General features: G+C 65.9%; 21 protein-coding genes. 15 read left to right on the forward strand and 6 right to left on the reverse strand.

What is annotated here, in order from left to right; genetic code table 11:
- Window positions 1-19: 19 nt before the first annotated feature.
- The 4 genes from WS70_RS06760 to fixL form a co-directional block, all read right to left on the reverse strand.
- Window positions 20-2,164, reverse strand: a complete 2,145-nt coding sequence (locus tag WS70_RS06760) for a M3 family metallopeptidase (RefSeq protein WP_059473745.1) — start codon at window positions 2,162-2,164, stop codon at window positions 20-22.
- A 676-nt stretch (window positions 2,165-2,840) separates the two neighbouring features.
- Entirely contained in the window at window positions 2,841-3,698 is an 858-nt protein-coding gene (gene folD, locus WS70_RS06765; RefSeq protein ID WP_059473744.1) for a bifunctional methylenetetrahydrofolate dehydrogenase/methenyltetrahydrofolate cyclohydrolase FolD, read from the reverse strand.
- Window positions 3,699-3,982: 284 nt separating this feature from the next.
- Window positions 3,983-4,621, reverse strand: a complete 639-nt coding sequence (gene fixJ, locus WS70_RS06770; RefSeq protein WP_006025940.1) for an oxygen response regulator transcription factor FixJ — start codon at window positions 4,619-4,621, stop codon at window positions 3,983-3,985.
- Complete coding sequence (gene fixL / locus WS70_RS06775) at window positions 4,618-7,128, reverse strand: oxygen sensor histidine kinase FixL (protein WP_059473743.1); 2,511 nt, start codon at window positions 7,126-7,128, stop codon at window positions 4,618-4,620. The genes fixJ and fixL overlap by 4 nt, the downstream gene beginning before the upstream one ends.
- Here fixL and WS70_RS32730 point away from each other — a divergent pair.
- From WS70_RS32730 to lpdA, 4 genes are all read left to right on the forward strand, one after another.
- Window positions 7,048-7,269 (forward strand): hypothetical protein, encoded by a 222-nt coding sequence (locus tag WS70_RS32730; RefSeq protein ID WP_226382813.1) that lies wholly within the window; start codon window positions 7,048-7,050, stop codon window positions 7,267-7,269. The genes fixL and WS70_RS32730 overlap by 81 nt on opposite strands.
- A 132-nt stretch (window positions 7,270-7,401) precedes the next feature.
- Window positions 7,402-10,098, forward strand: a complete 2,697-nt coding sequence (aceE, locus tag WS70_RS06785; RefSeq protein WP_059596602.1) for a pyruvate dehydrogenase (acetyl-transferring), homodimeric type — start codon at window positions 7,402-7,404, stop codon at window positions 10,096-10,098.
- 130 nt (window positions 10,099-10,228) lie between these two features.
- Window positions 10,229-11,881 (forward strand): dihydrolipoyllysine-residue acetyltransferase, encoded by a 1,653-nt coding sequence (gene aceF, locus WS70_RS06790; protein ID WP_059596601.1) that lies wholly within the window; start codon window positions 10,229-10,231, stop codon window positions 11,879-11,881.
- 275 nt (window positions 11,882-12,156) lie between these two features.
- A complete protein-coding gene (lpdA, locus tag WS70_RS06800) occupies window positions 12,157-13,908 on the forward strand; it encodes a dihydrolipoyl dehydrogenase (RefSeq protein ID WP_059473740.1) in 1,752 nt (583 codons plus the stop codon).
- A gap of 266 nt (window positions 13,909-14,174) precedes the next feature.
- Here the strand turns inward: lpdA and WS70_RS06805 are convergent, their stop codons facing one another.
- Entirely contained in the window at window positions 14,175-14,747 is a 573-nt protein-coding gene (locus tag WS70_RS06805; protein ID WP_059473774.1) for a phasin family protein, read from the reverse strand.
- A gap of 650 nt (window positions 14,748-15,397) precedes the next feature.
- Here WS70_RS06805 and pbpG point away from each other — a divergent pair.
- Window positions 15,398-16,519: a D-alanyl-D-alanine endopeptidase gene (pbpG, locus tag WS70_RS06815; protein WP_156438427.1), complete on the forward strand. Its 1,122-nt coding sequence runs from the start codon at window positions 15,398-15,400 to the stop codon at window positions 16,517-16,519.
- A 241-nt stretch (window positions 16,520-16,760) separates the two neighbouring features.
- On the opposite strand, the gene WS70_RS06820 is transcribed toward pbpG, so the two are convergent.
- Window positions 16,761-17,573 (reverse strand): IclR family transcriptional regulator, encoded by an 813-nt coding sequence (locus WS70_RS06820; protein ID WP_059473738.1) that lies wholly within the window; start codon window positions 17,571-17,573, stop codon window positions 16,761-16,763.
- Window positions 17,574-17,754: 181 nt separating this feature from the next.
- Between WS70_RS06820 and WS70_RS06830 the strand changes: the two genes are divergently transcribed.
- The 10 genes from WS70_RS06830 to hscA all read left to right on the forward strand — a co-directional run bounded on the left by WS70_RS06830 (window position 17,755) and on the right by hscA (window position 26,337).
- The gene (locus WS70_RS06830) at window positions 17,755-18,477 is read left to right on the forward strand and encodes a (Fe-S)-binding protein (RefSeq protein WP_059473737.1); all 723 of its coding nucleotides are present in this window, start codon (window positions 17,755-17,757) and stop codon (window positions 18,475-18,477) included.
- A gap of 76 nt (window positions 18,478-18,553) precedes the next feature.
- A complete protein-coding gene (locus WS70_RS06835) occupies window positions 18,554-19,981 on the forward strand; it encodes a lactate utilization protein B (protein ID WP_059473736.1) in 1,428 nt (475 codons plus the stop codon).
- Between the two features lie 195 nt (window positions 19,982-20,176).
- Window positions 20,177-20,383, forward strand: a complete 207-nt coding sequence (locus WS70_RS06840) for a hypothetical protein (protein ID WP_162498976.1) — start codon at window positions 20,177-20,179, stop codon at window positions 20,381-20,383.
- A 91-nt stretch (window positions 20,384-20,474) separates the two neighbouring features.
- Window positions 20,475-20,954, forward strand: a complete 480-nt coding sequence (locus tag WS70_RS06845; protein ID WP_059473734.1) for a low molecular weight protein-tyrosine-phosphatase — start codon at window positions 20,475-20,477, stop codon at window positions 20,952-20,954.
- A 101-nt stretch (window positions 20,955-21,055) separates the two neighbouring features.
- On the forward strand, window positions 21,056-21,595 hold the full coding sequence (iscR, locus tag WS70_RS06850; protein ID WP_059473733.1) for a Fe-S cluster assembly transcriptional regulator IscR: 540 nt from the start codon (window positions 21,056-21,058) through the stop codon (window positions 21,593-21,595).
- Between the two features lie 68 nt (window positions 21,596-21,663).
- Window positions 21,664-22,887, forward strand: a complete 1,224-nt coding sequence (locus tag WS70_RS06855; RefSeq protein WP_059473732.1) for an IscS subfamily cysteine desulfurase — start codon at window positions 21,664-21,666, stop codon at window positions 22,885-22,887.
- 65 nt (window positions 22,888-22,952) lie between these two features.
- The gene (gene iscU, locus WS70_RS06860) at window positions 22,953-23,360 is read left to right on the forward strand and encodes a Fe-S cluster assembly scaffold IscU (RefSeq protein WP_059473731.1); all 408 of its coding nucleotides are present in this window, start codon (window positions 22,953-22,955) and stop codon (window positions 23,358-23,360) included.
- A gap of 84 nt (window positions 23,361-23,444) precedes the next feature.
- Window positions 23,445-23,768, forward strand: coding sequence for an iron-sulfur cluster assembly protein IscA (iscA, locus tag WS70_RS06865; RefSeq protein WP_059473730.1), 324 nt, complete (start codon window positions 23,445-23,447; stop codon window positions 23,766-23,768).
- A gap of 116 nt (window positions 23,769-23,884) precedes the next feature.
- Window positions 23,885-24,412: a Fe-S protein assembly co-chaperone HscB gene (gene hscB / locus WS70_RS06870; RefSeq protein ID WP_059596600.1), complete on the forward strand. Its 528-nt coding sequence runs from the start codon at window positions 23,885-23,887 to the stop codon at window positions 24,410-24,412.
- A gap of 56 nt (window positions 24,413-24,468) precedes the next feature.
- Window positions 24,469-26,337 (forward strand): Fe-S protein assembly chaperone HscA, encoded by a 1,869-nt coding sequence (gene hscA, locus WS70_RS06875; protein ID WP_059473728.1) that lies wholly within the window; start codon window positions 24,469-24,471, stop codon window positions 26,335-26,337.
- Window positions 26,338-26,386 lie beyond the last annotated feature (49 nt).

The following is a 26,386-nucleotide window of genomic DNA, read 5'->3' on the forward strand; positions in this document are numbered from 1 at the left end:
GCGTGCCGCGCCGAGAGCGTTACGCCCGCGCCTGCGCGGCGTCGGCCATCCCGCTATGACGCAGCAGCGCGTCGATGTTCGGCTCGCGGCCGCGGAACGCCTTGAACGAGTCCATCGCCGGACGGCTGCCGCCGACTTCGAGGATCTCGCGCCGGTAGCGCGCGCCCGTCGTCGAATCGAGCACGCTGCCCGCGGAGCCGGCGGCTTCCTCGAATGCCGCGTACGCGTCGGCGGACAGCACTTCCGCCCACTTGTAGCTGTAATAGCCGGCCGCATAGCCGCCCGCGAAGATGTGGCTGAACGTGTTCGGCCAGCGCGAGAACGGCGCCTGCGGGATCACGTGGAAGCGCTCGTTGATCGCGCGCGCGAAGTCGTTGACGCTCGTGTTGTCTGCCGCAGGGGCGTCCGTCGTCGCGTCGACTGCCGCAGGTTCGCCTGTCGGATCGAAGTCGACGTGCAGCAGCATGTCGAACATCGAGAACACGATCTGGCGCAGCGTGCCCAGGCCGCTCTGGAAGTTCTTCGCGGCGAGCATCTTGTCGAAAAGCGCGCGCGGCAGCGGCTCGCCGGTGTCCGTGTGCGACGACATCGACTTCAGCACGTCCCATTCCCAGCAGAAGTTCTCCATGAACTGCGACGGCAGCTCGACTGCGTCCCATTCGACGCCGTTGATGCCCGATACGCCGATCTCGTCGACGCGCGTCAGCATGTGATGCAGCCCGTGGCCGAACTCGTGGAACAGCGTGATCACTTCGTCGTGCGTGAAGCACGCGGGCTTGCCGCCGATCGGCGCGGAGAAGTTGCAGGTCAGATACGCGACGGGCGTCTGGACGCTGCCGTCGCCGCGCTTCGCGCGCGAGCGCGCGTCGTCCATCCACGCGCCGCCGCGCTTGCCTTCGCGCGCGTACAGGTCGAGATAGAACTGCGCGATGAGCGAGCCGTCGCGATTCTCGACGCGGAAGAAGCGCACGTCCTCGTGCCAGACGGGCGCTTCGTCGCGCGCGATCTTCACGCCGAACAGCGTCTCGGCGACGGTGAAGAGGCCCTTCAGCACCGCGGGCTCGGGGAAGTACTGCTTCACCTCGTTCTCGGAGAACGCGTAACGCCGCTCGCGCAGCTTCTCGGCCGCATACGCGACGTCCCACGGCTCGAGCGCCGCGAGGCCGAGCTCGCCCGACGCGAACGCGCGCAGCTCGTCCCAGTCCTTTTCCGCGAACGGGCGTGCGCGTTTCGCGAGATCCTCGAGGAACGCGATCACCTGCTGCGGCGATTCCGCCATCTTCGGCGCGAGCGATACCTCGGCGAAGTCGTGATAGCCGAGCATCTGCGCTTCTTCGCGGCGCAGCGCCAGTTGATCGGCGACGATCGTCGTGTTGTCCCAGTCGGCCTTGCCGTCGCCGTATTGCGGGCCGAGCTCGGACGCGCGCGTCACGTACGCGCGGTACATCGCCTCGCGCATCGCGCGGTTCTCCGCGTATTGCAGCACCGGGAAATACGACGGGAAGTGCAGCGTGAACTTCCAGCCCGCCTTGTCTTCCTTCTGCGCGGCTTCGCGTGCGGCTGCGATCGCATCGGCGGGCAGGCCGGCCAGTTCGTCCTCGCTCTGCGTGAAATACGCGTAGCCGTTGGTCGCGTCGAGCACGTGATCGGAGAACGATTTCGACAGCGCCGCCTGCTGCTCCTGCAGCTCGGCGAAGCGCGGCTTGCGGTCTTCCGGCAGCTCGGCGCCCGACAGGCGGAAGTCGCGCAGCGCGTTGTCGAGGATCTTCTTGCGCTCAGCGGACAGCGTCGGATATGCGGCGCTCGCGGCGATCGTCTTGTACTTCTCGTAGAGCGCGAGATTCTGGCCGACGCTCGACCAGAACTCGGTCACGCGCGGCAGGTTCTCGCCGTAGACGGCGCGCAGCTCGGGCGTGTCGGCGACCGCGTTCAGATGGCCGACGACGCCCCATGCGCGACCGAGCGGCTCGGTCGCATGCTCGATGGTCTCGACGATGTCGGCCCAGGTCGCCGGCGTATCGGGCCGTGCGGCGCGCTCGACGGCTTCGTTCGCGTTCGCGAGCAGCGTGTCGAGCGCGGGCGTCACGTGCTCGGGGCGAATTTCGCCGAAGCGGGGCAGGCCTGAGAAATCGAGAAGCGGATTGGCGTTTGCGCTGACGGACATAGTGTTCCCTGGCGGTTTCGGATTCGGGTTGAGCGGAAGACGAGCGGCGCGAGGCGCCGGCCGTCGAGTCATGTCGACATTATTGGGGCGCATGGCGCGCTTTCCAATCGATAGTTTCTAACGAAGCGATTGGGGCGGGAACGCAGGGCGGCGATGGGTGACCGAGCGTACGCAGCGGGGGAAGCCGGATGGCGCGCGCGGGCGGCGCGTCGAAGCGGGCGTGCGCGAGGCCGTTCGATTCGCGCAGGCGGCGTGCGCGCGGCGTGCGACGCGCGAGATGCGCCATTGCGCCTCTTCTTCGGGCCGTCGGAAGGCCGCGCGGTGCGCCGCGGGTGCCACGAGAGAAGGAGGCCGCCGCATGCGTAGCGGCACTGGGGGCGCGGCCATTGCGTACAGGGCAGCGGCGAACGTATGCGGGGCTGAGCGGCGATGGCAGGATGCGGCGCCGACGGCGTCCGGGCGCTGGCGCATCGCGCGACCGGCGCCGCATGGCGGCCAGCTGCCGTCAGCGGGCAACACCGTGGGCGCCAACGGCAGTCAGCGCCTGCCATCGCCCGCTGATCGCTACTGCGCCCGGGCTACGCGCGGGGGCCGCCGAGCCGTCCGCGCACGGGAATCGAATCGCCGATCGAAGCCGATCGGCGCGTGCGCCGCGAGATTCCCGGCGCGTTCGCCGTCAGGACGCCGCAGCGGCGCGCTCGGCGGCTTCGATCGTGTTGACGAGCAGCATCGTGATCGTCATCGGGCCGACGCCGCCCGGTACCGGCGTGATGTGGCCCGCGACTTCCGAGACGCCGGCGAAGTCGACGTCGCCGCACAGCTTGCCTTCGTCGTTGCGGTTCATCCCGACGTCGATCACCGTCGCGCCCGGCTTCACCATGTCGGCGGTCAGCACGTTGCGCTTGCCGACCGCCGCGACGACGACGTCCGCGTTGCGCGTATGTGCGGCGAGGTCGCGCGTCTTGCTGTGGCAGATCGTGACGGTCGCGCCCGCTTCGAGGAGCAGGAGCGCCATCGGCTTGCCGACGATGTTCGAGCGGCCGATCACGACCGCGTTCGCGCCTTGCAGCGGGATCTCGTGCGCTTCGAGCATCTTCATCACGCCGTACGGCGTGCACGGGCGGAAGAGCGGCTTGCCCGTCATCAGCGCGCCGGCGTTCGCGACGTGGAAGCCGTCGACGTCCTTCTCGGGCGCGATCGCCTCGATCACCTTGTGGCTGTCGATATGCGCGGGCAGCGGCAGTTGCACGAGGATGCCGTGGATCTTCGGATCACGGTTCAGCTCGTCGATGCGCGCGAGGAGTTCGGGCTCGGAGAGCGTCGCCGGATAGCGGTCCTTCAGCGAGAAGAAGCCGTTGTCTTCGCACGCCTTGATCTTGTTGCGCACGTAGACTTCGCTCGCCGGGTTGTCGCCGACGAGGATCACCGCGAGACCCGGCCGGTGGCCGCACGCGGCGAGCGCGGCGGCGCGTGCGGCCGCGTGCGCGCGCAGGGTCTTCGAAAGGGCGTTGCCGTCGATCAGGGTGGCTGTCATGGTGGGAATTCGCTTGGCAAGGTTGGGTATGCGGGCGTGCGGCGCCAGGTTGCGCTGCAGCGAAGCATCGAATTATACCGCCCGCCCGCCGTCACCCGACACCGACCGGGTCGATTTGCGCCATGCGCGGCGTGCGATGCGGGAGAAAAACAGGGACGGCGTGCGCCGCAAGCGGGAGGATGGGGGAGCGGGAACCGGATGGATCACGCGGGATGCCGCGCCGCAAAAAAGCCGCTGCTCGCCCGGCGTGCGCCGGGCGGGAGAGTGGGACGCGGCGCGGCGTGTTACGCCTGCTTCTTCGACAGCGCGAGCCGCAGCAGATCGGCGACCGTGTTGACGTTGAGCTTTTCCATGATGTTCGCGCGGTGCGCCTCGACCGTCTTGATGCTGATCCCGAGATCGTCGGCGATCTGCTTGTTCAGGCGGCCCGCGATGATTCGCTCGAGCACCTGCTGCTCGCGCGCCGTCAGCTTCGACAGGCGCTCGCTCGCCGCGCGCTGCTCCTGGACGCTCTTGCTCTCGCTGCGCGCCTTGTCGAGCATGCGCTCGACGAGCTTGCGCAGTTCGGCTTCGTCGAACGGCTTCTCGATGAAATCCATCGCGCCTTTCTTCATCGTCGACACGGCCATCGGCACGTCGCCGTGGCCCGTCACGAAAATGATCGGCAGCGCCGCATTCTCGGCGATCAGGCGCTCCTGCAGCTCGAGGCCGCTCATCCCGGACATCCGGACGTCGAGGATCAGGCACGCGATCTGTCCTGCCTGCTGCGCGGGCTGGTAGGCATCGAGGAACTGCTCGGCGCTCGAAAAGCACTGCACGCGATAGCCGTTTGCCTCCAGCAGCCAGCGCAGCGAGTCGCGCACGGCCTCGTCGTCGTCGACGACAAAGACGGTTTCCTGAGAGGTGGTGACAGGGCTATTCATATCTCTCCCGTTACGGTTTGTGATGGCGATGTCTCGGATCCGCGACCGAGATCCTCCGGTTCCCCAATGGGCAGGCTGCAGTGGAACGTCGCGCCCGACACGAAGCCGTCCGGCTCGACGTTGTTGACCACCCACAGACGCCCGCGATGCGATTCGATGATCGAGCGGCAGATATTGAGCCCCATGCCCATCCCGTCCGATTTCGTGCTGTAGAACGGTTCGAACAGGCGTTCGGCCGTCGCCTCGTCGACGCCCGGACCCTGGTCGATCACGCGGATGTCGACGAAGCCCGATTCGAGGTCGGCGACGACGCGAATCACGCCGTTCTCCGCCTGGGGCCGCGCTTCCTGCATCGCCTCGGCTGCGTTCTTCATCAGGTTCACGAGCACCTGCTCGATCAACACGGGGTCGACATAAATAATAGGCATTCTTGCGCGGATTTCGGTGACGATCCGAATCCGGCGCTTTCTCGCCTCGATTTCGGCCAGGCCGACCGCGTCGGCGACGATGTCGGCGACGCGCGACGGTTGCCGCTTCGGCTCGCTGCGTTTCACGAACTCGCGGATCCGCTTGACGATCATCCCGGCCCGCAGCGCCTGCTGTGCGGTCTTCTCGAGCGCGGGCTGCAACGTCTCGGGCGTCGAGCGGCCGCTCTTCACGAGCGCGAGCGTGCCGGAGCAATAGTTGTTGATCGCGGCGAGCGGCTGGTTCAGCTCGTGCGCGATCGACGACGCCATCTCGCCCATCGTCATCAGCCGGCTCGTGAACTGCAGCTTCTCCTCCTGCTGGTGCGCGAGCTCCTGCGCCTTTTTGCGCGTCGTGATGTCGGTCGCGATCTGCATCTGCGCGAGGTGGCCGTCCACCCACTGGATGTACTGGCGGCGCACCTCGAACCACTTCTGGATGCTCTCGACGTATACCTCCTGCGCGTCCGCCGTGCTCTCGGTGAGCGCGGCGGCGGGCAGGCCCGCATACGCGTCGACCATGTCGATCGAGTCCGACGACGCCTGCGCGCTGTCGAAGCCGCCGCCCGACAGCTCGAGATGGCCGTCCGGGCGGATGCCGAACAGATGCCGGTAGTAGCGGTTCGCGAACAGGAGCTCGGCTTCGTCGGCGGCGAGCACCGATACCGCCGCGTCGAGGCTCTCGAGCACCGTCGTGAAGCGTTCGTGCGCGGCGGCGAGCTCTTCGCGCGCGCGCTTCGGCTCGGTGATGTCCGTCATCGACGACATCCAGCCCGTCTGCCGGCCGGAGCTGTCGATGAGCGGCGACACGTAGAGGCGCGCATGGAACAGCGATCCGTCCTTGCGGCGCACGCGCAGCTCGAAGCCGGACGAAGGCGCCTTGCCGCGCAGCGTCATGTCGAGCTGGCGCTGCATTTCGGGGTACGCGTCGCGCGGCCAGTACGGAAACGGCGCGGTCTTGCCGACGAGGTCGCTCTCGTCCCAGCCCGTCATCCGGCAGAACGCCGGGTTCACGTGCGTGATGCGGCCGTGCATGTCGAGCACGCGCATGCCGATCAGCACCGAATTCTCCATCGCGCGGCGAAAGAACGCCTCCGCGTACAGCGCCTGCTGCGCCTCGAAGCGCTGGCGCGTGTGCTTCCACAGGCTCCAGAGGCTCCACAGCACGAAGCACGACAGGCCGGCGACGAGCCACACGAGCGTGTTGTTGGTCAGGTTCGTCGTCTGCGGGTACGCGTAGACGCGCACCGTGAGGCCCTGGCCGGGCGGATCGAGCGGCAGGTCGTAGTGTGCGTCGCGCGGCAGCCGCGGGCGCGACGATGTCGACGCGAGCTCGCGATTGTTCGCGTCGGTGATCGAGATCTTGTACTTCGCGGACAGCTCGGGCGGAATGTCGTGCTTCAGGATCCCTTCGACCGAGAACACCGCGGCGATCGAGCCCAAGTACTCGCGGTCGCGGATGACGGGCGTCTGCAGCGTCAGGTAGCCGTTGCCGAAGTCGTCGTAGACGAGCGGCGAGTAGGTCTGCCGGCGCGTGTTGCGCGCTTCGCCGAATGCGCCGCGCACGACTTCGTCCATCTGCGCGTCGTTCGGCTTCGCGAGCCGCTGGCCGAGCACCGGCAGCTGCATCGTCGGCCATCGCTTCGTGCCGGGCGTCGTGTACCAGTTCAGATAGAGGATTTCGGGGTGCGCCTGCATCACGTCGCCGACCGTGGTCTGGAACGCGTGTTCGTCGATGCGTCCCGCGGCGACGTCGCGCGCGAACGCTTGCAACTGCTCCTGCGCGCCCGTCATCGACAGCCGGATCTGCTGCTGCGCCCACGCGACGTTGCGAAACAGCGTGTCTTCCTGCTGCTGCTGTTCGCGGCGGTTGAGACTCCACAAGATGAGGCTCATCACCACGAGAAAGACGAGGATCGAGAGGAGGGGCGTCAGCAGGTAAGAGTTGGACCACCACGGTCCGTGGTGCCAGCGGGACGGCTGCGATTCCGTCGGCGAGCCCGACGGTCGCGCCGAGCGTGCGAAAAGCCGATCGGTCAACATGGCAGGATTGTAGCTCAGCGCGTCATGCACAAAAGGCGTACAAGAAAGATTGAACCGAAAGCGGAATTGTCGATACATGATGTGCCGCAAACGCTGGCCAGATGGATGCGGCGCAGCAATATTTCATATTGCGAGAAATGATCTCATCATTCGAAAATTTTGTTGCGCGTTGCGTTCGACGCTCTTTACAATCCGCGGGAGCTTGTTGCAGCTGGCGGCATGCGTCGTCGCTCGAAGGCCATCTTCATATTCCAGGACACCCAGGAGACGAGAATGTCCGCTGTACCTAACGAAGTGATGAAGTACGTCGCGGCTGAACGCGACGACGACGCGCAGGAAACCGTCGAATGGCTCGAAGCACTCGACGGCGTGATCTCCTCCGTCGGTCCCGGCCGCGCGCACTACCTGATCGAGAAGCAGATCGAATTCGCGCGGATGCACGGCGAACACCTGCCGTTCTCCGCGAACACCCCGTACATCAACACGATTCCCGTCGAAGCCCAGGCCAAGATTCCGGGCGACCAGGACATCGAGCACCGGATCCGCTCGTACACGCGCTGGAACGCGATCGCGATGGTGTTGCGCGCGGGCAAGGACACGAACGTCGGCGGTCACATCGCGTCGTTCGCGTCGGCCGCGACGCTGTACGACGTCGGCTACAACCACTTCTGGCACGCGCCGTCCGCCGAGCACGGCGGCGATCTCGTGTTCGTGCAGGGCCACTCGTCGCCGGGTGTCTACTCGCGCGCGTTCCTGCTCGGCCGCCTGTCGGAAGACCAGCTCGACAACTTCCGCCAGGAAGTCGGCGGCAACGGCATCTCGTCGTACCCGCACCCGTGGCTGATGCCGGATTTCTGGCAGTTTCCGACCGTGTCGATGGGGCTCGGCCCGATCATGGCGATCTACCAGGCGCGCTTCATGAAGTACCTGCAGTCGCGCGGGATCGTGACGACGGAAGGCCGCAAGGTCTGGGCGTTCCTCGGCGACGGCGAGACGGACGAGCCGGAATCGCTCGGCGCGATCGGCATGGCGAGCCGCGAGAAGCTCGACAACCTCGTGTTCGTGATCAACTGCAACTTGCAGCGTCTCGACGGCCCGGTGCGCGGCAACGGCAAGATCATCCAGGAGCTGGAATCGGAATTCCGCGGCGCGGGCTGGAATGTGATCAAGGTGATCTGGGGCAGCCGTTGGGATGCGCTCTTCGCGCGCGACAAGACGGGCGCGCTGATGCGCCGGATGATGGAAGCCGTCGACGGCGAGTACCAGACGTACAAGTCGGAGTCGGGCGCGTACGTGCGCGAGCACTTCTTCAACACGCCTGAGCTGAAGGCGCTCGTCGCCGACTGGTCCGACGACGACATCTGGAACCTGAACCGCGGCGGCCACGATCCGCACAAGATCTACGCGGCGTTCCATCAGGCGAGCAATTCGAAGGGCGCGCCGACGGTGATCCTCGCGAAGACGATCAAGGGCTACGGGATGGGCGAAGCCGGCCAGGCGATGAACATCACGCACCAGCAGAAGAAGCTGCCCGTCGAGCAACTGAAGAAGTTCCGCGACCAGTTCCGCCTGCCGATCGCCGACGACGTGATCGCCGACGTGCCATACCTGAAGTTCGAGGAAGGCTCGAAGGAACTCGAATACATGCGCGCGCACCGCCAGGCGCTCGGTGGCTATCTGCCGCAGCGCCGCCAGAAGGCGGAATCGCTGCCGGTGCCGCCGCTCGAGGCGTTCGAGCCGCTCCTGAAGGGCACGGGCGAGGGCCGCGAGATCTCAACGACGATGGCGTTCGTGCGGATCCTGAACATCCTGCTGAAGGACAAGGCGCTCGGCAAGCGCGTCGTGCCGATCGTGCCCGACGAGTCGCGTACGTTCGGCATGGAGGGCCTCTTCCGCCAGATCGGCATCTGGAACCAGGAAGGCCAGAAGTACGTGCCGGAAGATTCCGATCAGTTGATGTTCTACAAGGAATCGGAAACCGGCCAGATCCTGCAGGAAGGCATCAACGAAGCGGGCGGCATGTGCGACTGGATCGCGGCGGCGACGTCGTACTCGACGCACGGCGAGATCATGGTGCCGTTCTACATCTTCTATTCGATGTTCGGCTTCCAGCGGATCGGCGATCTGGCGTGGGCGGCGGGCGACATGCGCTCGCGCGGCTTCCTGCTCGGCGGCACTGCGGGCCGCACGACGCTCAACGGCGAAGGCCTGCAGCACGAAGACGGCCATTCGCTGATGTGGGCGGCGTCGGTGCCGAACTGCGTGAGCTACGACCCGACGTTCGGCTACGAGCTTGCCGTCATCATGCAGGACGGCCTGCGCCGGATGGTGCAGGAGCAGGAGGACGTGTACTACTACGTCACGGTGATGAACGAGAACTACGAGCACCCGGCGATCCCGCAGGGCGAGCACGTTGCGGCCGACATCGTGAAAGGCATGTACCAGTTCAAGAAGGCCGACGCCGACAAGAAGGCGCCGCGCGTGCAACTGCTCGGCGCGGGCACGATCTTCAACGAAGTGATCGCCGCCGCCGACCTGCTGAAGAACGACTGGGGCGTCGCGGCCGACCTCTGGAGCGTCCCGAGCTTCACCGAGCTTGCGCGCGAAGGCCATGACGTCGAGCGCTGGAACCTGCTGCATCCGGCCGAGGATCGCCGCGTGTCGCACGTGCAGAAGTGCCTGAAGGACACGCAGGGCCCCGTGATCGCGTCGACCGACTACGTGCGGGCGCTCGCCGACCAGATCCGCAGCCACATCGATCGCCGCTACGTCGTGCTCGGCACCGACGGCTTCGGCCGCTCGGACACGCGCAACGCGCTGCGCCACTTCTTCGAAGTGGATCGCTATTGGGTCACGGTTGCGGCGCTCAACGCGCTCGCCGACGAAGGCACGATCGACCGCAAGGTCGTGGCCGACGCCATCGCGAAGTACAACCTCGACCCGGCCAAACCCAACCCGATGTCGGTTTAACGCACGCGCCACGTGACGCTGCGCGCCCGCATCCGCTTTCAGTGCGGAGGCGGGCGGCGCGGCTCCGCCTTGCATGGGATCGGAGTGGGCCGCTAAAGCGGCAACTCCGATCGACAGGAGACACAAACAGATGAGTCAAGCGATCGAAGTCAAGGTGCCGGATATCGGCGATTACAAGGACGTGCCCGTCATCGAAGTGCTCGTGAAGCCGGGCGATGCGGTCGAGCCCGAGCAGTCGCTCGTCACGCTCGAGTCCGACAAGGCGACGATGGACGTGCCGAGCCCCGTCGGCGGCATGGTCAAGGAAGTGAAGGTCAAGGTGGGCGACGCAGTGTCGCAAGGTTCGCTGATCGTGCTGCTCGACGGCGCGCAAGCGGCGGCGAAGCCCGCGCAGGCGAACGGCGTCGCGGCGCCCGCCGCGCAGCCGGCGCCGGCCGCAGCCCCCGCGGCTGCCGCTGCGCCCGCGTCGGCGGGCGGCGGCGCGGTCGACGTGAAAGTGCCGGACATCGGCGACTACAAGGACGTGCCCGTCATCGAGATCGCCGTGAAGATCGGCGATACGGTCGAGAAGGAGCAGTCGCTCGTCACGCTCGAATCGGACAAGGCGACGATGGACGTGCCGAGCCCGGCCGCGGGCGTCGTCAAGGACATCAAGGTGAAGGTCGGCGATGCGGTGTCGGAAGGCTCGCTCATCGTCGTGCTCGAATCGGCGGGCGGTGCCGCCGCGAGCGCGCCGCAGGCGGCCGCGCCCGCACCTGCTCAGGCCGTCCCCGCCGCCGCTCCCGCACCGGCGCCTGCCGCAGCGTCCGCACCGCAGGCGGCGCCCGCCGCCGCGCCGGCGCCTGCTGCGAGCGGCGAGTACCGCGCGAGCCATGCGTCGCCGTCGGTGCGCAAGTTCGCGCGCGAACTTGGCGTCGACGTGTCGCGCGTGCTGGGCACGGGTCCGAAGGGCCGCATCACGAAGGAAGACGTCACCGCGTTCGTGAAGGGCGTGATGTCGGGCCAGCGCGCGGCGCCTGCCGCCGCGGCCGTGCCGGCGGGCGGCGGCGAGCTGAACCTGCTGCCGTGGCCGAAGGTCGACTTCACGAAGTTCGGCCCGGTCGACGCGAAGCCGCTGTCGCGGATCAAGAAGATCTCTGGCGCGAACCTGCATCGCAACTGGGTGATGATCCCGCACGTCACGAACAACGACGAAGCGGACATCACCGAGCTGGAAGCGCTGCGCGTGCAGCTGAACAAGGAACACGAGAAGGCGGGCGTGAAGTTCACGATGCTCGCGTTCGTGATCAAGGCGGTCGTGGCCGCGCTGAAGAAGTTCCCGACGTTCAACGCGAGTCTCGACGGCGACAACCTCGTCTTCAAGCAGTACTACCACGTCGGTTTCGCCGCCGACACGCCGAACGGCCTCGTCGTGCCGGTGATCCGGGATGCGGACAAGAAGGGTCTCGTCGACATCGCGAAGGAAATGAGCGAACTGTCGAAGGCGGCACGCGAAGGCAAGCTGAAGCCGGACCAGATGCAAGGCGGCTGCTTCTCGATCTCGTCGCTCGGCGGGATCGGCGGCACGAACTTCACGCCGATCATCAATGCGCCGGAGGTGGCGATCCTCGGCCTGTCGCGAAGCGCGACGAAGCCCGTGTGGGACGGCAAGCAATTCGTGCCGCGCCTCACGCTGCCGCTGTCGCTGTCGTACGACCATCGCGTGATCGACGGCGCCGAAGCGGCGCGGTTCAATGCGTATCTCGCTGCGCTTCTGGGCGATTTCCGGCGTGTGATTCTTTGATGAGCGTTGGGGGCTCGCGGGGGCGTGAATGCCATGTCGGTATTCATGCCTCGTCGTTGAACTTGTTTTCTTAGCGGTCTGCGTGTGTTGCCCCTCCCCGGGGCGGGGGTCACTTTTCTTTGTCTTGCCAAAGAAAAGTAACCAAAAGAAAGGCGCGTCCTTGGGCGGACGGCAAAGGTGGTTCTGCCCAGGCCGTCGTTCTCCCGTCAGGCCGTAGTTCAGTGGTGCGCGAGTTTCCCTCCCTCTTTCAGCAGCTAATCAAGAAGGGGACAGTAATGAGTCTCATCGAAGTCAAGGTGCCGGATATCGGCGATTTCAGCGGCGTCGACGTCATCGAAGTCAACGTCCAGCCGGGCGACGTGATCGAAAAAGAGCAGACGCTCGTCACGCTCGAATCGGACAAGGCATCCATGGAAGTGCCGAGCGATGTCGCCGGCACCGTCAAGGAAATCAAGATCAAGGCAGGCGACAAGGTTTCGCAAGGCACCGTGATCGCGCTCGTCGAAGCGTCGGCCGCAGCCGCCGCGCCCGCGAAGCTCGCCGAACCGGCGACGCCTGCGGCCGCCGCAGCCGCGCCGGCGCCGGCGCAGCAAGCCGGCAGCTTCGGCGGCACGGCCGACATCGAGTGCGACATGCTCGTGCTCGGCGCGGGCCCCGGCGGCTATTCGGCCGCGTTCCGCGCCGCCGATCTCGGCATGAAGACCGTGCTCGTCGAGCGCTATTCGACCCTCGGTGGCGTGTGCCTGAACGTCGGCTGCATTCCGTCGAAGGCGCTGCTGCATACGGCGCTCGTCGTCGAAGAGGCCGAAGCGCTCGCCGCGCACGGTATCTCGTTCGGCAAGCCCGAGATCGACCTCGACAAGCTGCGCGACTTCAAGTCCGGCGTCGTCAAGAAGCTGACGACGGGCCTCGCCGGCATGGCGAAGGCGCGCAAGGTCGAAGTGGTGACGGGCGTCGGTTCGTTCGTCGATCCGTACCACATGGAAGTGCAGGGCGACGGCGGCAAGAAGGTCGTCAGGTTCAAGCAGGCGATCATCGCGGCCGGCTCGCAGTCGGTGAACCTGCCGTTCCTGCCGGACGATCCGCGCATCGTCGATTCGACCGGCGCGCTCGAACTCCGCCAGCAGCCGAAGCGGATGCTCGTGATTGGCGGTGGCATCATCGGTCTCGAAATGGCGACCGTCTATTCGACGCTCGGCGCCGAGATCGACGTCGTCGAAATGCTCGATACCCTGATGAACGGCGCGGACCGCGATCTCGTCAAGGTCTGGGAGAAGTACAACGCGAAGCGCTTCGGCAACGTGATGCTGAAGACGAAGACGGTCGGCGCGGAGGCGAAGGAAGACGGCATCTACGTGAAGTTCGAGGGCGAGAAGGCGCCGGCGGAAGCGCAGCGCTACGACCTCGTGCTCGTCGCGGTGGGCCGCAGCCCGAATGGCAAGAAGATCGGCGCCGACAAGGCGGGCGTCGCCGTCACCGATCGCGGCTTCATCGAAGTCGACAAGCAGATGCGCACCAACGTCCCGCACATCTTCGCGATCGGCGACGTCGTCGGCCAGCCGATGCTCGCGCACAAGGCGGTGCACGAAGGTCACGTCGCGGCCGAAGCCGCGCACGGCGAGAAAGCCTACTTCGACGCGCTGCAGATCCCGTCCGTCGCCTACACCGACCCGGAAGTCGCGTGGGCCGGCAAGACGGAAGACCAGTGCAAGGCCGAAGGCATCAAGTACGGCAAGGCCGTGTTCCCGTGGGCGGCGTCTGGCCGCGCGATCGCGAACGGCCGCGACGAGGGCTTCACGAAGCTGCTCTTCGACGAAGAGACGCATCGGGTGATCGGCGGCGGCATCGTCGGCCTGAACGCGGGCGACCTCATCAGCGAAGTGTGTCTCGCGGTCGAGATGGGCGCGGACGCGGAGGACATCGGCAAAACGATCCATCCGCACCCGACGCTCGGCGAATCGATCGGCATGGCGGCCGAGTTGTACGAAGGTGTCTGCACGGACCTGCCGCCGCAGCGCAAGAAGTAGGCAACCCGGCCGACAGGCAACGGCCGCGCAAAATAAAACGGCGCCTCCCCTTTTCGGGAGGCGCCGTTTTATTTTGCGGAGAGCGGACGGAGCGCCGGGTGTTTGCGGGAGATCGACAGATCGAACGCCAGACTGCGGTTCCGCTGCGTTTGCTCGATCCTTTGCTCCGCTGGGCACCCGTTCGATTCGTCGAAAAGCGTCGTCCAAGAAAAAAGCCGCACAATCGCGCGGCTTTCCCCAAACGAGCAGGCGGTGACGCCCAGCGCTTATGCCGGCTTGTTGCCGCTGCGGCGCGACGCGGCGGCCGCTGTGTTCGCCGCCTTCGTGGCGACGGCGGCCGCGGCGTTGAAGTTCGTTTCGGCGATTTCGACCGCTTGCTTCGCGGCCTTCTGCACCGTTTCGTACGTCGTGTTCGCGGCGTTGATCGCCGACTTCAGCGCGGCGACGGCGGTTTCCGAGCCGGCCGGCGCATTCTTCGCGACGTTGTCGACGAGAGCTTGCACCTTGCGGTTCTGTTCCTCGTATTGCGCTTCGGCGACCTTCGCGAACTCGGCTTGCGTTGCCGACGCGATTTCGTACACGTGACGGCCGTACGCCAGCACCTTCTCGGCGATCGGCTGCGTGAGGCTGGCTTGCAGCGCGAGGAGTTCCTGCGCGTCCTTCACGGACAGCGCGCGCTGCACGTTTTCCTGACTTTCAGCGAGCGTCGACTTCACCACTTGCAGATTCAGTTCGATCAGCTTTTCGACGCCTTCGAACGCCTTCGTCGTGAGGCCGAAGAGGCTTTCGATGTTGGTTTTCTGGGCAGCGGCGATTTGCTCGGGGGTCAGCAAGGACATGTTCATGCTCCTGAAGTTCGATCGAGGATCGTGAAGGAAAAGGGCGCAACTTTGGGGAACAGATTTCTGAAACTGCTTTGTGCAACGCAACAATGGTTCTTATTTTAGGGCGTCAGAATTGAATGTCAAGTACTTTTGGTGCATTGCACAATTCAGACAATTCTTAGGCAAAACAATGAGTTGCATTGTCGCCGTGGGATCGGTTTCAGACTGTGCCCCGGGCCGGTTCGGCGGTCAGCCGCATTGACGCAGGCGCACCATCGCGACGCGAGTAAACCGATTGAAGCGGAGGAACGTTTAACATTCTGGCTTGTCGAACCGCTCGCGGTTTTCTGGCGTGGCGGCAGGCGCGAACACCTGTCGGCGGGTCGTCCGGCCCGCTTCGCCTGCGGTTTCGTGGTTTCCCCTGCTTCACCTTGTCCGTCGCAGTGCCGATATTCTGATCAACCGGTGAGTGATTTGTGTGTCGCGCGCGTCGGGAGTCTCGTTTCCTTCATCGTATTTTTCGATGGGGGAGGCGGGAACGATTGGTCCGGCACGATCGATTCTTACATTTCGGTTTAACGAAGATCGGTAAGTGCCTAATATTGCTTATTTTTTCAGCTTTTACTACACTTGCGGAAACTTCCCGCCGTTTTGTTCGGACCCCAATGAAAGCCCAATTGTTTGCACCGCTCAGGATGATGCAGAGCGTGGCGCTCGGCACCGCCGTTTCGGTCGCCGTCTCGCTGATGATGGCCACGGCCGCCGTCGCGCCCGCGGACGCGTTCGCCGCCACTGCCAAGACCGCGCAGAGCGCGAAAGGCAAGAAGAGCGCGGCGAAGAAGTCGCTGCGCGCTGCATCGTCGAGCGCCGAGCCGCGCGCGAAAGGCGCACGCAAGCGCGTGACCTACGTGTCGAACGGCCGTCACCACAGCGGCGTGCGCCGGGTCGCGTTCCAGCCGCGTCCGCCGTCGGTCGGCCAGGCGTTCGGCCTGCACGAGACGCCCGATTCGCTCGCGCTGCGGTCGAGCGTCGCGTACGTCGTCGACCAGAACACGTCCGAGCCGCTCTTCGACAAGAACTCGCATGCGGTCGTGCCGATCGCGTCGATCACGAAGCTGATGACGGCGATGGTCGTCATCGATTCGAAGACGCCGCTCACCGACCAGGTCGAAGTGACCGATGAGGATCGCGACTACGAAAAGGGCACGGGCTCGCGCCTGTCGGTCGGCTCGGTGCTGTCGCGCGAGGACATGCTGCACATCGCGCTGATGGCGTCGGAGAACCGCGCGGCGGCCGCATTGTCGCGCTACTACCCGGGCGGCCGTCCGGCGTTCATCGCGGCGATGAACGCGAAGGCGAAGACGCTCGGCATGACCGACACGCATTTCGAGAACTCGACGGGCCTGTCGAGCCAGAACGTGTCGAGCGCGCGCGATCTCGTCAAGATGGTGAACGCGGCGTACCAGTACCCGCTCATCCGCAAGTTCTCGACCGACCGCAGCTACGAGGTGAACACTGGCAAGCGGACGCTCGCGTACAACAGTACGAACGCGCTCGTGCGCAATCCGTCGTGGGACATCGGCCTGCAGAAGACCGGCTTCATCAACGAAGCGGGCGAGTGCCTCGTGATGCAGACGACGATCCACGGACGTCCGATCGTGATGGTGCTGCTCGATTCGTTCGGCAAGTATTCGCGCTTCGCGGATGCGTCGCGCGTGCGCAATTGGCTCGACAACGGCGGCGGCGAGCGTCTGACGGCGGCGAACACGTCGACAGGCGGGACCTGATCGCAGGCGCGGCCGATCGCCGCGTCGCCCAACAAGAAGCCCCGCAAACGCGGTAATGCAGTTCAGTTAAGCGTGGTTTGCCGTGGCTTGGCTTTGCAGAACCAAGGGAAAAGGCCGCTCCGGTATCGATCGGAGCGGCCTTTTTGATCTCAACTGAACGGCATTACCGCAAACGCGGGGCTTTTTGTTGGATGTGCCGATTGAAGCGAGCGGTTGACGCAGGCTCGCGCGCGTTATGCGCCTAAGCCTGCTTTTGCGCCGGCGCATCCATTTCCTTCGTGGCCGCCGTGTGATAGCCGAGCGATTCGGAGATCGTGAGCGCCGTGCGGCTCAACTGGCCGAGCCACGCGTCCTGCAGCCGGTCGGCGGGCGCAGACAGCGACAGCCCCGCGACGAGCTTGCCGGAATCGTCGTAGATGCCGGCCGCGATGCAGCGCACGCCGAGCTCCAGCTCTTCGTTGTCGCGTGCGCACGCCTGCTGGCGCACGAGCGTGAGTTCACGCTCGAGCTTCGGCAGATCGGTGATGCTGTTCTGTGTGTGGCCTGCGAGACCCGTGCGCGTCGCGTACGCGCGCACCCGGGATGTCTCGTCGGCCGCGAGGAACAGCTTGCCGACCGACGTCAGGTGCAGCGGCGCGCGGCCGCCGATCGCGCGGACGACCTGCATCCCCGAGCGCTCCGAATACGCGCGCTCGATGTAGACGATCTCGTCGCCCTGGCGCACCGACAGGTTTACGGTCTGGCCCGTCAGCCTGTGCAGCTCGCGCATCGGCATCAGCGCGGCGTCGCGCACCGACAGGCGCGCTTTCACGAGGTTGCCGAGCTCGAGGAGGCGCATGCCGAGCCGGTACGTGCCGGGGTCGGACCGGTCGACGAGACGGCAGGTCACCATGTCGTTCAGGATCCGGTGCGCGGTGGACGGGTGCAGTTCGGTGCGCTGCGCGAGTTCCTTCAGGCTGACCGGATCGCTGTGCGCGGCGAGCGCATCCAGGAGCCGCATCATCCGTTCGATCACTTGGATCGATGTCTTGGAATCCGGGTTCGGGTTGCTCATCGTCAGAAATCGATTGCCGCATCAAATACCAATGCGGCGATTGTATCTCGTATAGTGAAAAAAGCGAACGGTGTTCGAGGAAGTCCTCGCTCGGGGCCGTGGCGGAGTCTCTTTGCGGCGCGGCGTTAGTCTCGCCGCGCAAACGGCGGATAATGAGCGCCGTTTTCTCGAAGGATTGGCTATGCGAGTCGGTTTGTTCGTCACGTGCCTCGTCGACCTGATGCGGCCCGAAATCGGTTTTTCGGCACTCAAGCTGCTGAAGCAGGCGGGCTGCGAGGTCGTCGTGCCGCCCGCGCAGACTTGCTGCGGCCAGCCCGCGTACAACTCGGGCGAACGCGCGCTTGCGCGCGATCTCGCCGAGAAGACGCTGCGCGAGTTCGAGCAGTTCGACTACGTCGTCGTGCCGTCGGGCTCGTGCGGCGGGATGATTCGCGTCCATTACGGCGATCTCTTTCGCGACGATCCCGAGCTGATGGCGCGCTACGGGCGCCTGCGCACGAAGGTCTACGAACTGACCGATTTCCTCGTCAACGTCGCGCAGGTGAAGCTCGAGCCGGGCGAGTTCAAGGGGCCCGTCACGTACCACGATTCCTGCTCGGGCCTGCGCGAGCTCGGCGTGAAGGCGCAGCCGCGCGCGCTTCTCGCGCAGCGCGGCGTCGCCGTCGACGAGATGAAGGACTGCGAGCACTGCTGCGGCTTCGGCGGCACATTCGCGGTGAAGTACGGCAACATCTCGACCGCGATCGTCGACGAGAAATGCGCGAACGTGCGCGCGACGGGCGCTCCGGCCGTCGTGCTCGGCGATCTCGGCTGCATGCTGAACATCGAGGGCCGCCTGCGCCGCACGGGCGATCGCGACACGCGCGTGCTGCACGTCGCGCAGGTGCTCGCGGGAGACGTCTGACGCCACCGGCGATCCGCCGCGCCGTTGGACGCACGATCGAGAACCACGACGAGAACCACGAACCCCACGAGCCGCCATGCAAGTTCAATCGATGCACTTCAAGGCGCGCGCGGGCGAAAAGCTCGCCGATCCGCGCCTGCAGGAAAACCTCAAGAGGCTGTCGACAAAATTCGTATCGGGGCGCGCGGAAGCGGTCACGCAGATCGACTTCGTCGCGACGCGCGCAGAGCTGAAGGCGCGCCGCAATCGCGCGCTTGATCAGCTCGACATATGGCTCGAGATGTTCGAGCGCGAGGCGGCGCGGCGCGGAACGACCGTGTTGTACGCGGAGACGACGGCCGACGCGGCGAAGCTCGTCGCGGACATCGCGCGCCGGCACGGCGTGAAGAAGGTCATCAAGACGAAATCGATGGTGACCGAGGAGGCGAACCTCAACGCGGTGCTCGGCCAGCTCGGCGTGCAATCGATCGAGACCGATCTCGGCGAATACATCCTGCAGATCAACGACAACGAGCCGCCGAGCCACATCATCGCGCCAGTGTTGCATCGGGACAAGGAGGAGGTCGCCGAGTTGTTTGCGAAGACGCACGGGCGGCCGCGCCTGACCGAAATCCCGGAGATGACCCGCGAGGCGCGCGAGGTGCTGCGCCCCCATTTCCTGTCGGCGGACATGGGCGTGACAGGCGGCAACTTCGTGATCGCGGAGACGGGCTCCGTCGTGCTCGTGACGAACGAGGGCAACGAAGGGATGTGCACGGTGCTGCCGCGCGTGCACGTCGCAGTAACGGGGATCGAGAAGGTTCTGCCGACGCTCGAGGATCTGGCGACTGCGATGCGTCTCTTGCCGCGCTCCGCAACCGGGCAGAAGACGTCGAACTACTTCTCGCTGCTGACGGGCGTGCGCGCCGACGGCGACGAGGACGGGCCCGAGCATTCGTACGTCGTGCTCGTCGACGGCGGCCGCAGCGGGCTCATCGGCGGCGAGTTCCAGGAGATGCTGCGCTGCATACGCTGCGGCGCGTGCATGAACCATTGCCCGGTGTATCAGAAGGTGGGCGGACACACTTACGGCTGGGTGTATCCGGGGCCGATGGGCTCGGTGCTGACGCCGAGCTACGTCGGGCTCGACCAGGCGCTCGACCTGCCGCAGGCGGCGACGCTCTGCGGCGAGTGCGACAGCGTCTGTCCGGTCGGCATCCCGATTTCTGGCCTGCTGCGCAAGCTGCGCGAGAAGCAGGTCGAGCGGCGCCTGCGGCCGTTGCACGAGCGGGCGGGGCTCGCCGCGTGGGGCTTCTTCGCGCGGCGACCGACGCTTTACGCGCTCGCGACGAAGCTCGCGGTCCGCGTGCTCGAGCGCGCGGGCGGCGCGACAGGTGTGCTCAGGCGGTTCCCGTTCGCGCGTGGCTGGACCGATACGCGCGACATCCCGGCGCCCGCCGGCAGGACGTTCCGCGAACTGTACGCGGCGTCGCGCACGCATCTCGACCATTCGTCGACGTCTTGATTTGACCGTGCGCAAGCACGTCGCGCGCGGGCCGGGAACGCCGCGCGTCGTGACTGTTCATCGAGGGGCAACACTGCGTTCGCTATTCGTGGATTTATCTCGATAGGTGCGATCTATAGAATCTCGACATGTCAGCATTGGGCGACGCCCAGTGCACCAGCCGAGAGAGGTCGCATCATGAGAAAGACAATATCGATGTACTGGCCGCTTGCGATCGTCGTGCCGCTCGCCGCCGCTTACCTGTGCCTGTCCGAAGCCGCGCCGCAGCGCGTGCCCGCGGTCGCGCGCGATGCGTCGGCCGAACTCGCGCGCGCGGTGTCGTACGGGCTCGTCGACGACGCGTCGCAGGCGCTGCCGGTCGCGTCGCACGGCGCGCCGCTCGCCAGCGCGAAGGCGTTGTGAAGCCGGATCTGCCGCAAGCGGGAATCGGTGTGCTTTTGTATAATGGCACGTTACTCATCCGAGCGGTTCGCCGCGATTTTCTGGCCGCGTGATGAAAAGCGTCGCGATCTGTTTCGTCTGCCTCGGCAACATCTGCCGCTCGCCTACCGCTGAAGGTGTGATGCGTCATCAGGTGGCGGCCGCGGGGCTCGACGAAGCAATCGTGGTCGATTCGGCCGGCACCGGCGACTGGCACGTCGGCGACGCGCCCGACGTACGCGCGCAGCAGGCCGCACAGGCACGGGGCTACGACCTGTCGGCGCTACGCGCGCGGCAGATCGGTCGGGCGGATTTCGAGCGCTTCGATCTCGTGCTCGCGATGGATTCCGCCAATCTCGCCGAATTGCACAAGCGTTGCCCGCCGCAATATCAGGGCAAGATCCGGCTGCTGATGGAATATGCGAGCGACGCGTCGGCGCGCGAAATCGCCGATCCGTATTTCGGCGGCGCGCGCGGCTTCGAGCAGGTGCTCGATCAGTGCGAGGACGCGTGCCGCGGCCTCCTCGAAAGCTTGCGTGAAACGGCGCGCTGAAGCGCCGCATACAACCCCTTTTAGGAGCAGGGATACTTGACTAAATTGGTCAAATATTTATACTTGACCAAAATCGTCAAGATTGCTGCCCATTCAATACCATGAGACTCACCACAAAAGGCCGTTTCGCCGTCACGGCGATGATCGACTTGGCGCTGCGCCAGGAGCAAGGCCCGGTGACGCTTGCAGGCATCAGCCAGCGCCAGCGGATTTCGCTCTCCTACCTCGAGCAATTGTTCGGCAAGCTGCGCCGGCACGAAATCGTCGAATCGGTCCGCGGGCCGGGCGGCGGCTACAACCTCGCGCGCCGCGCGCAGGACGTGACGGTCGCCGACATCATCATCGCGGTCGACGAGCCGCTCGATGCGACCCAATGCGGCGGCAAGGGCGCGTGCGAAGGCACGAAGCAGCCCGACGGCCATTGCATGACGCACGAGCTCTGGTCGACGCTGAACCAGAAAATGGTCGAATACCTCGATTCGGTGTCGCTGCAGGATCTCGTCGATCAGCAGCGCGCCCGCGAAGGAACGCCCGCCGTGCTGCGCGACAAGCGCAAGCCGGAGTCCGTCGCGGCGAGCGTCGAGCCGGTCCGCACGGTCCCGCTCGGTCCGAATTCGGTTTTCAACATCGCAAGCTCATGATTGCCGCGCACTGAACGCGGCCAGCACAACGAATAGTCCCCGCACTGAACGCATATCCGGAGCGATAGATGAACAACGAGATCCCCCACCTGCCCATCTACATGGACTACAGCGCGACGACGCCCGTCGATCCGCGCGTCGTAGACAAGATGGTGCCGTATCTGCGCGAGCAGTTCGGCAACCCGGCGTCCCGCAGCCACGCATACGGCTGGGACGCGGAGCGCGCGGTCGAAGAGGCGCGCGAGCAGGTGGCGGCACTCGTCAATGCCGACCCGCGCGAAATCATCTGGACGTCCGGCGCGACCGAATCCGACAACCTCGCGATCAAGGGCGCCGCGCACTTCTACCAAGGCAAGGGCAAGCACATCGTCACGGTGAAGACCGAGCACAAGGCGGTGCTCGACACGTGCCGCGAGCTCGAGCGCGAAGGCTTCGAAGTGACCTATCTGGACGTGAAGGACGATGGCCTCGTCGACCTCGACGTGTTCAAGGCCGCGCTGCGCCCGGACACGATCCTCGTGTCGGTGATGCATGTGAACAACGAGATCGGCGTGATCCAGGACATCGCGACGATCGGCGAGATCTGCCGCGAGAAGGGCATCATTTTCCACGTTGACGGCGCGCAGGCGACGGGCAAGGTCGAGATCGATCTCGCGAAGCTGAAGGTCGACCTGATGTCGTTCTCCGCGCACAAGACCTACGGCCCGAAGGGCATCGGCGCCCTCTACGTGCGCCGCAAGCCGCGCGTGCGCATCGAGGCGCAGATGCACGGCGGCGGCCACGAGCGCGGCATGCGCTCGGGCACGCTGCCGACGCACCAGATCGTCGGCATGGGCGAAGCGTTCCGCATCGCGCGCGAAGAGATGGCGACCGAGAACGAGCGCATCCGGATGCTGCGCGACAAGCTGCTGCGCGGCCTGTCGGAAATCGAGGAAACCTACGTGAACGGCGACCTCGACCACCGCATCCCGCACAACCTGAACATCAGCTTCAATTTCGTCGAAGGCGAGTCGCTGATCATGGCGATCAAGGACGTCGCGGTGTCGTCGGGCTCCGCGTGCACGTCGGCGTCGCTCGAGCCGTCGTACGTGCTGCGTGCGCTCGGCCGCAACGACGAGCTCGCGCACAGCTCGATCCGCTTCACGGTCGGCCGCTTCACGACGGAGCAGGAAGTCGACTACGTGATCGATCTGCTGAAGGGCAAGATCGCGAAGCTGCGCGATTTGTCGCCGCTTTGGGAAATGCATCAGGACGGCATCGATCTGTCGACGATCGAATGGGCGGCGCACTGAGCGCAGCGACTTTATTCGCGGGCGCCCGAGCGCCGCGCAGACGAAACGAAGCAAGGAGTTTGATCATGTCTTACAGCAACAAGGTTCTGGATCACTACGAAAACCCGCGTAACGTCGGTTCGTTCTCGAAGGACGACGACGCGGTCGGCACCGGCATGGTCGGCGCGCCCGCGTGCGGCGACGTGATGAAGCTGCAGATTCGCGTCGGCGAAAACGGCGTGATCGAGGACGCGAAGTTCAAGACCTACGGCTGCGGCTCGGCGATCGCGTCGAGCTCGCTCGTGACCGAATGGGTGAAGGGCAAGACGCTCGACGAAGCGCTCTCGATCAAGAACACGCAGATCGCCGAAGAGCTCGCGCTGCCGCCCGTGAAGATCCACTGCTCGATCCTCGCCGAGGACGCGATCAAGGCGGCCGTGGCCGACTACAAGAAGCGTCACGACGGCGCTGAAGACGGCAAGGTCGCCGCGTAAGCGGTGCCGCGGGTTCGACGGACGTCGATGGTTTTGGTTTAGACGCATGACGCACGGGGCTCGCTCCGTGCGACCAGGGACATTATGGCTATCACACTGACCGAAAAGGCTGCGCAACACGTGCAGAAGTATCTGACGCGGCGCGGCAAGGGGCTGGGCCTGCGGCTCGGCGTGCGCACGACCGGCTGCTCGGGCCTCGCGTACAAGCTCGAGTACGTCGACGATTTCGCCGTCGAGGATCAGGTGTTCGAAAGCCATGGCGTGAAGGTTTTCGTCGACCCGAAGAGCCTCGCGTACATCGACGGCACCGAGCTCGACTTCGCGCGCGAGGGATTGAACGAGGGATTCAGGTTCAACAACCCGAACGTGAAGGACGAGTGCGGCTGCGGCGAATCGTTCCGCGTGTGACGGCTGATCCGCGTGAGGCGGGCAAGGGGCGGCGCGGGCCGCCTTTTTAATGGGCGGCATATCGGTCCACGTCGTGCCGCAGTCGACAACGAGTTGAGCGCTACAGCTACTACGCGATGGTTTCGCTGAAAGACAGCCACTTCGATCTCTTTCGCCTGCCGGTGCAATTCGCGCTCGACGAGCATGCGCTCGACGCCGCGTACCGCACCGTGCAGTCGCAGGTGCACCCGGATCGCTTCGCCGCGGCGGGCGACGCGCAAAAGCGCATCGCGATGCAATGGGCGACGCGCGCGAACGAGGCGTATCAGACGCTGCGCGATCCGCTCAAGCGGGCGACGTACTTGCTGACGCTGCGCGGCGTCGACGTCGGCGCCGAGAACAATACGGCGATGGAGCCGGCGTTCCTGATGCAGCAGATGGAGTGGCGCGAGCGCATCGAGGATGCGGCGGCCGCGAAGAACGTCGTCGAGCTCGACGCGCTCCTCGCCGAAATGCGCGACGAGCGTCGCGCGCGCCTCGCGAAGCTGGGGGCGCTGCTCGACAGCGGCTCGGACCAGGGCGCGGCGGAAGCCGTGCGGCAGCTGATGTTCGTCGAGCGCGTGTCGACCGAGATCGGCGCTCAGATCGAGCGCCTCGAACACTAACCGCGCGCGTGACGCACGCGATGCAAGCGGGGCTTCGGCCCTCATCGAACACACAGATGGCTTTACTGCAAATTTCCGAACCCGGCATGGCGCCCGCGCCGCATCAGCGGCGCCTCGCCGTCGGCATCGACCTCGGCACGACGAATTCGCTCGTCGCCGCGGTGCGCAACAGCATCCCGGAAGCGCTGCCCGACGACGCGGGCCGCGTGCTGCTGCCGTCCGTCGTCCGCTACCTCGAGAAGGGCGGCCGGCGGATCGGTCACACCGCGAAGGAAGAGGCGGCGCTCGATCCGCGCAACACGATTGTGTCGGTCAAGCGCTTCATGGGGCGCGGCAAGGTGGAAGTCGAAGGCGCGGCGAACGCGCCGTACGAATTCGTCGATGCGCCCGGCATGGTGCAGATCCGCACGGTCGACGGCGTGAAGAGCCCGGTCGAGGTGTCGGCGGAGATTCTCGCGACGCTGCGCCAACGTGCCGAGGACACGCTCGGCGACGAGCTCGTCGGCGCGGTGATCACGGTGCCCGCGTACTTCGACGATGCGCAGCGCCAGGCGACGAAGGATGCCGCGCGGCTCGCGGGCCTGAACGTGCTGCGCCTGCTGAACGAGCCGACCGCGGCCGCGATCGCGTACGGGCTCGACAATGGTTCGGAAGGCCTCTACGCGGTCTACGACCTCGGCGGCGGCACGTTCGACCTGTCGATCCTGAAGCTCACGAAGGGCGTGTTCGAAGTGCTCGCGGCGGGCGGCGATTCCGCGCTCGGCGGCGACGATTTCGATCACGCGCTGTTCGCGCACGTGCTCGCGCAGGCCGGCATCGACGCGGAGACGCTCGCGCCCGAAGACGTGCGCCTGCTGCTCGATCGCGTGCGCAGCGCGAAGGAAGCGCTGTCTGCAATGCAGGAGACGCACCTCGACGTGAAGCTGTCGACGGGCACGAAGCTCGTGCAGACGGTCACGCGCGATGCATTCGCCGCGCTCGTCGAGCCGCTCGTGCAGCGCACGCTGACGCCGACCCGCAAGGCGCTGCGCGACGCGCAGGTGACGCCCGCCGACATCAAGGGCGTCGTGCTCGTCGGCGGCGCGACGCGCATGCCGGTGATCCGCGACGCGGTCGCGAAATTCTTCGGCCAGCCGCCGCTCGTCAATCTCGATCCGGATCAGGTGGTCGCGCTCGGCGCGGCGATCCAGGCGGATCTGCTCGCCGGCAACCGCAGCGGCGGCGACGACTGGCTGCTGCTCGACGTGATCCCGCTGTCGCTCGGCGTCGAGACGATGGGCGGTCTCGTCGAGAAGATCATCCCGCGCAACTCGACGATCCCCGTCGCGCGCGCGCAGGAATTCACGACGTTCAAGGACGGCCAGACCGCAATGGCGATCCACGTCGTGCAGGGCGAGCGCGAGCTCGTATCCGACTGTCGCTCGCTCGCTCGCTTCGAGCTGCGCGGCATTCCGCCGATGGCGGCGGGCGCCGCGCGGATTCGCGTGACCTATCAGGTCGATGCGGACGGTCTCCTGTCGGTGTTCGCGCGCGAGCAGCACTCGGGCGTCGAGGCGTCGGTCGTCGTGAAGCCGTCGTACGGCCTCGGCGACGACGACATCGCGCGGATGCTCGAGGACAGCTTCAAGACGGCCGAGGTCGACATGCGCGCGCGCGCGCTGCGCGAGGCGCAGGTCGAGGCGCAGCGCCTCGTCGAGGCGACGGAGGTGGCGCTCGCCGCCGACGGCGATCTGCTCGACGCGAACGAGCGCACGACGGTCGACGGCCTCGTCTCGTCGCTGCGCGCGCTCGCGACGAGCGACGACACGAACGCAATCGATGCGGCGACGAAGGCGCTCGCCGAGGGCACCGACGACTTCGCGGCGCGCCGGATGGACAAGAGCATCAAGCGGGCGCTTGCCGGCCGCAAGCTCGACGAGATCTGAAAACGAACTGCGCCGCGCGGCCGAACGGCCGCCGGCGCAGCGCACTGGC

This window comes from Burkholderia mayonis (assembly GCF_001523745.2).
GTDB classification, from domain to species: Bacteria; Pseudomonadota; Gammaproteobacteria; order Burkholderiales; family Burkholderiaceae; genus Burkholderia; species Burkholderia mayonis.

Excerpts from the sequence above, each read along its gene's own strand:
- WS70_RS06760 (WP_059473745.1), bottom strand. The coding sequence starts at position 2,164 with ATGTCCGTCAGCGCAAACGCCAATCCGCTTCTCGATTTCTCAGGCCTG.
- folD (WP_059473744.1), bottom strand. The coding sequence starts at position 3,698 with ATGACAGCCACCCTGATCGACGGCAACGCCCTTTCGAAGACCCTGCGC.
- fixJ (WP_006025940.1), bottom strand. The coding sequence starts at position 4,621 with ATGAATAGCCCTGTCACCACCTCTCAGGAAACCGTCTTTGTCGTCGAC.
- fixL (WP_059473743.1), bottom strand. The coding sequence starts at position 7,128 with ATGTTGACCGATCGGCTTTTCGCACGCTCGGCGCGACCGTCGGGCTCG.
- aceE (WP_059596602.1), top strand. The coding sequence starts at position 7,402 with ATGTCCGCTGTACCTAACGAAGTGATGAAGTACGTCGCGGCTGAACGC.
- aceF (WP_059596601.1), top strand. The coding sequence starts at position 10,229 with ATGAGTCAAGCGATCGAAGTCAAGGTGCCGGATATCGGCGATTACAAG.
- lpdA (WP_059473740.1), top strand. The coding sequence starts at position 12,157 with ATGAGTCTCATCGAAGTCAAGGTGCCGGATATCGGCGATTTCAGCGGC.
- WS70_RS06805 (WP_059473774.1), bottom strand. The coding sequence starts at position 14,747 with ATGTCCTTGCTGACCCCCGAGCAAATCGCCGCTGCCCAGAAAACCAAC.
- pbpG (WP_156438427.1), top strand. The coding sequence starts at position 15,398 with ATGAAAGCCCAATTGTTTGCACCGCTCAGGATGATGCAGAGCGTGGCG.
- WS70_RS06820 (WP_059473738.1), bottom strand. The coding sequence starts at position 17,573 with ATGAGCAACCCGAACCCGGATTCCAAGACATCGATCCAAGTGATCGAA.
- WS70_RS06830 (WP_059473737.1), top strand. The coding sequence starts at position 17,755 with ATGCGAGTCGGTTTGTTCGTCACGTGCCTCGTCGACCTGATGCGGCCC.
- WS70_RS06835 (WP_059473736.1), top strand. The coding sequence starts at position 18,554 with ATGCAAGTTCAATCGATGCACTTCAAGGCGCGCGCGGGCGAAAAGCTC.
- WS70_RS06840 (WP_162498976.1), top strand. The coding sequence starts at position 20,177 with ATGTACTGGCCGCTTGCGATCGTCGTGCCGCTCGCCGCCGCTTACCTG.
- WS70_RS06845 (WP_059473734.1), top strand. The coding sequence starts at position 20,475 with ATGAAAAGCGTCGCGATCTGTTTCGTCTGCCTCGGCAACATCTGCCGC.
- iscR (WP_059473733.1), top strand. The coding sequence starts at position 21,056 with ATGAGACTCACCACAAAAGGCCGTTTCGCCGTCACGGCGATGATCGAC.
- WS70_RS06855 (WP_059473732.1), top strand. The coding sequence starts at position 21,664 with ATGAACAACGAGATCCCCCACCTGCCCATCTACATGGACTACAGCGCG.
- iscU (WP_059473731.1), top strand. The coding sequence starts at position 22,953 with ATGTCTTACAGCAACAAGGTTCTGGATCACTACGAAAACCCGCGTAAC.
- iscA (WP_059473730.1), top strand. The coding sequence starts at position 23,445 with ATGGCTATCACACTGACCGAAAAGGCTGCGCAACACGTGCAGAAGTAT.
- hscB (WP_059596600.1), top strand. The coding sequence starts at position 23,885 with ATGGTTTCGCTGAAAGACAGCCACTTCGATCTCTTTCGCCTGCCGGTG.
- hscA (WP_059473728.1), top strand. The coding sequence starts at position 24,469 with ATGGCTTTACTGCAAATTTCCGAACCCGGCATGGCGCCCGCGCCGCAT.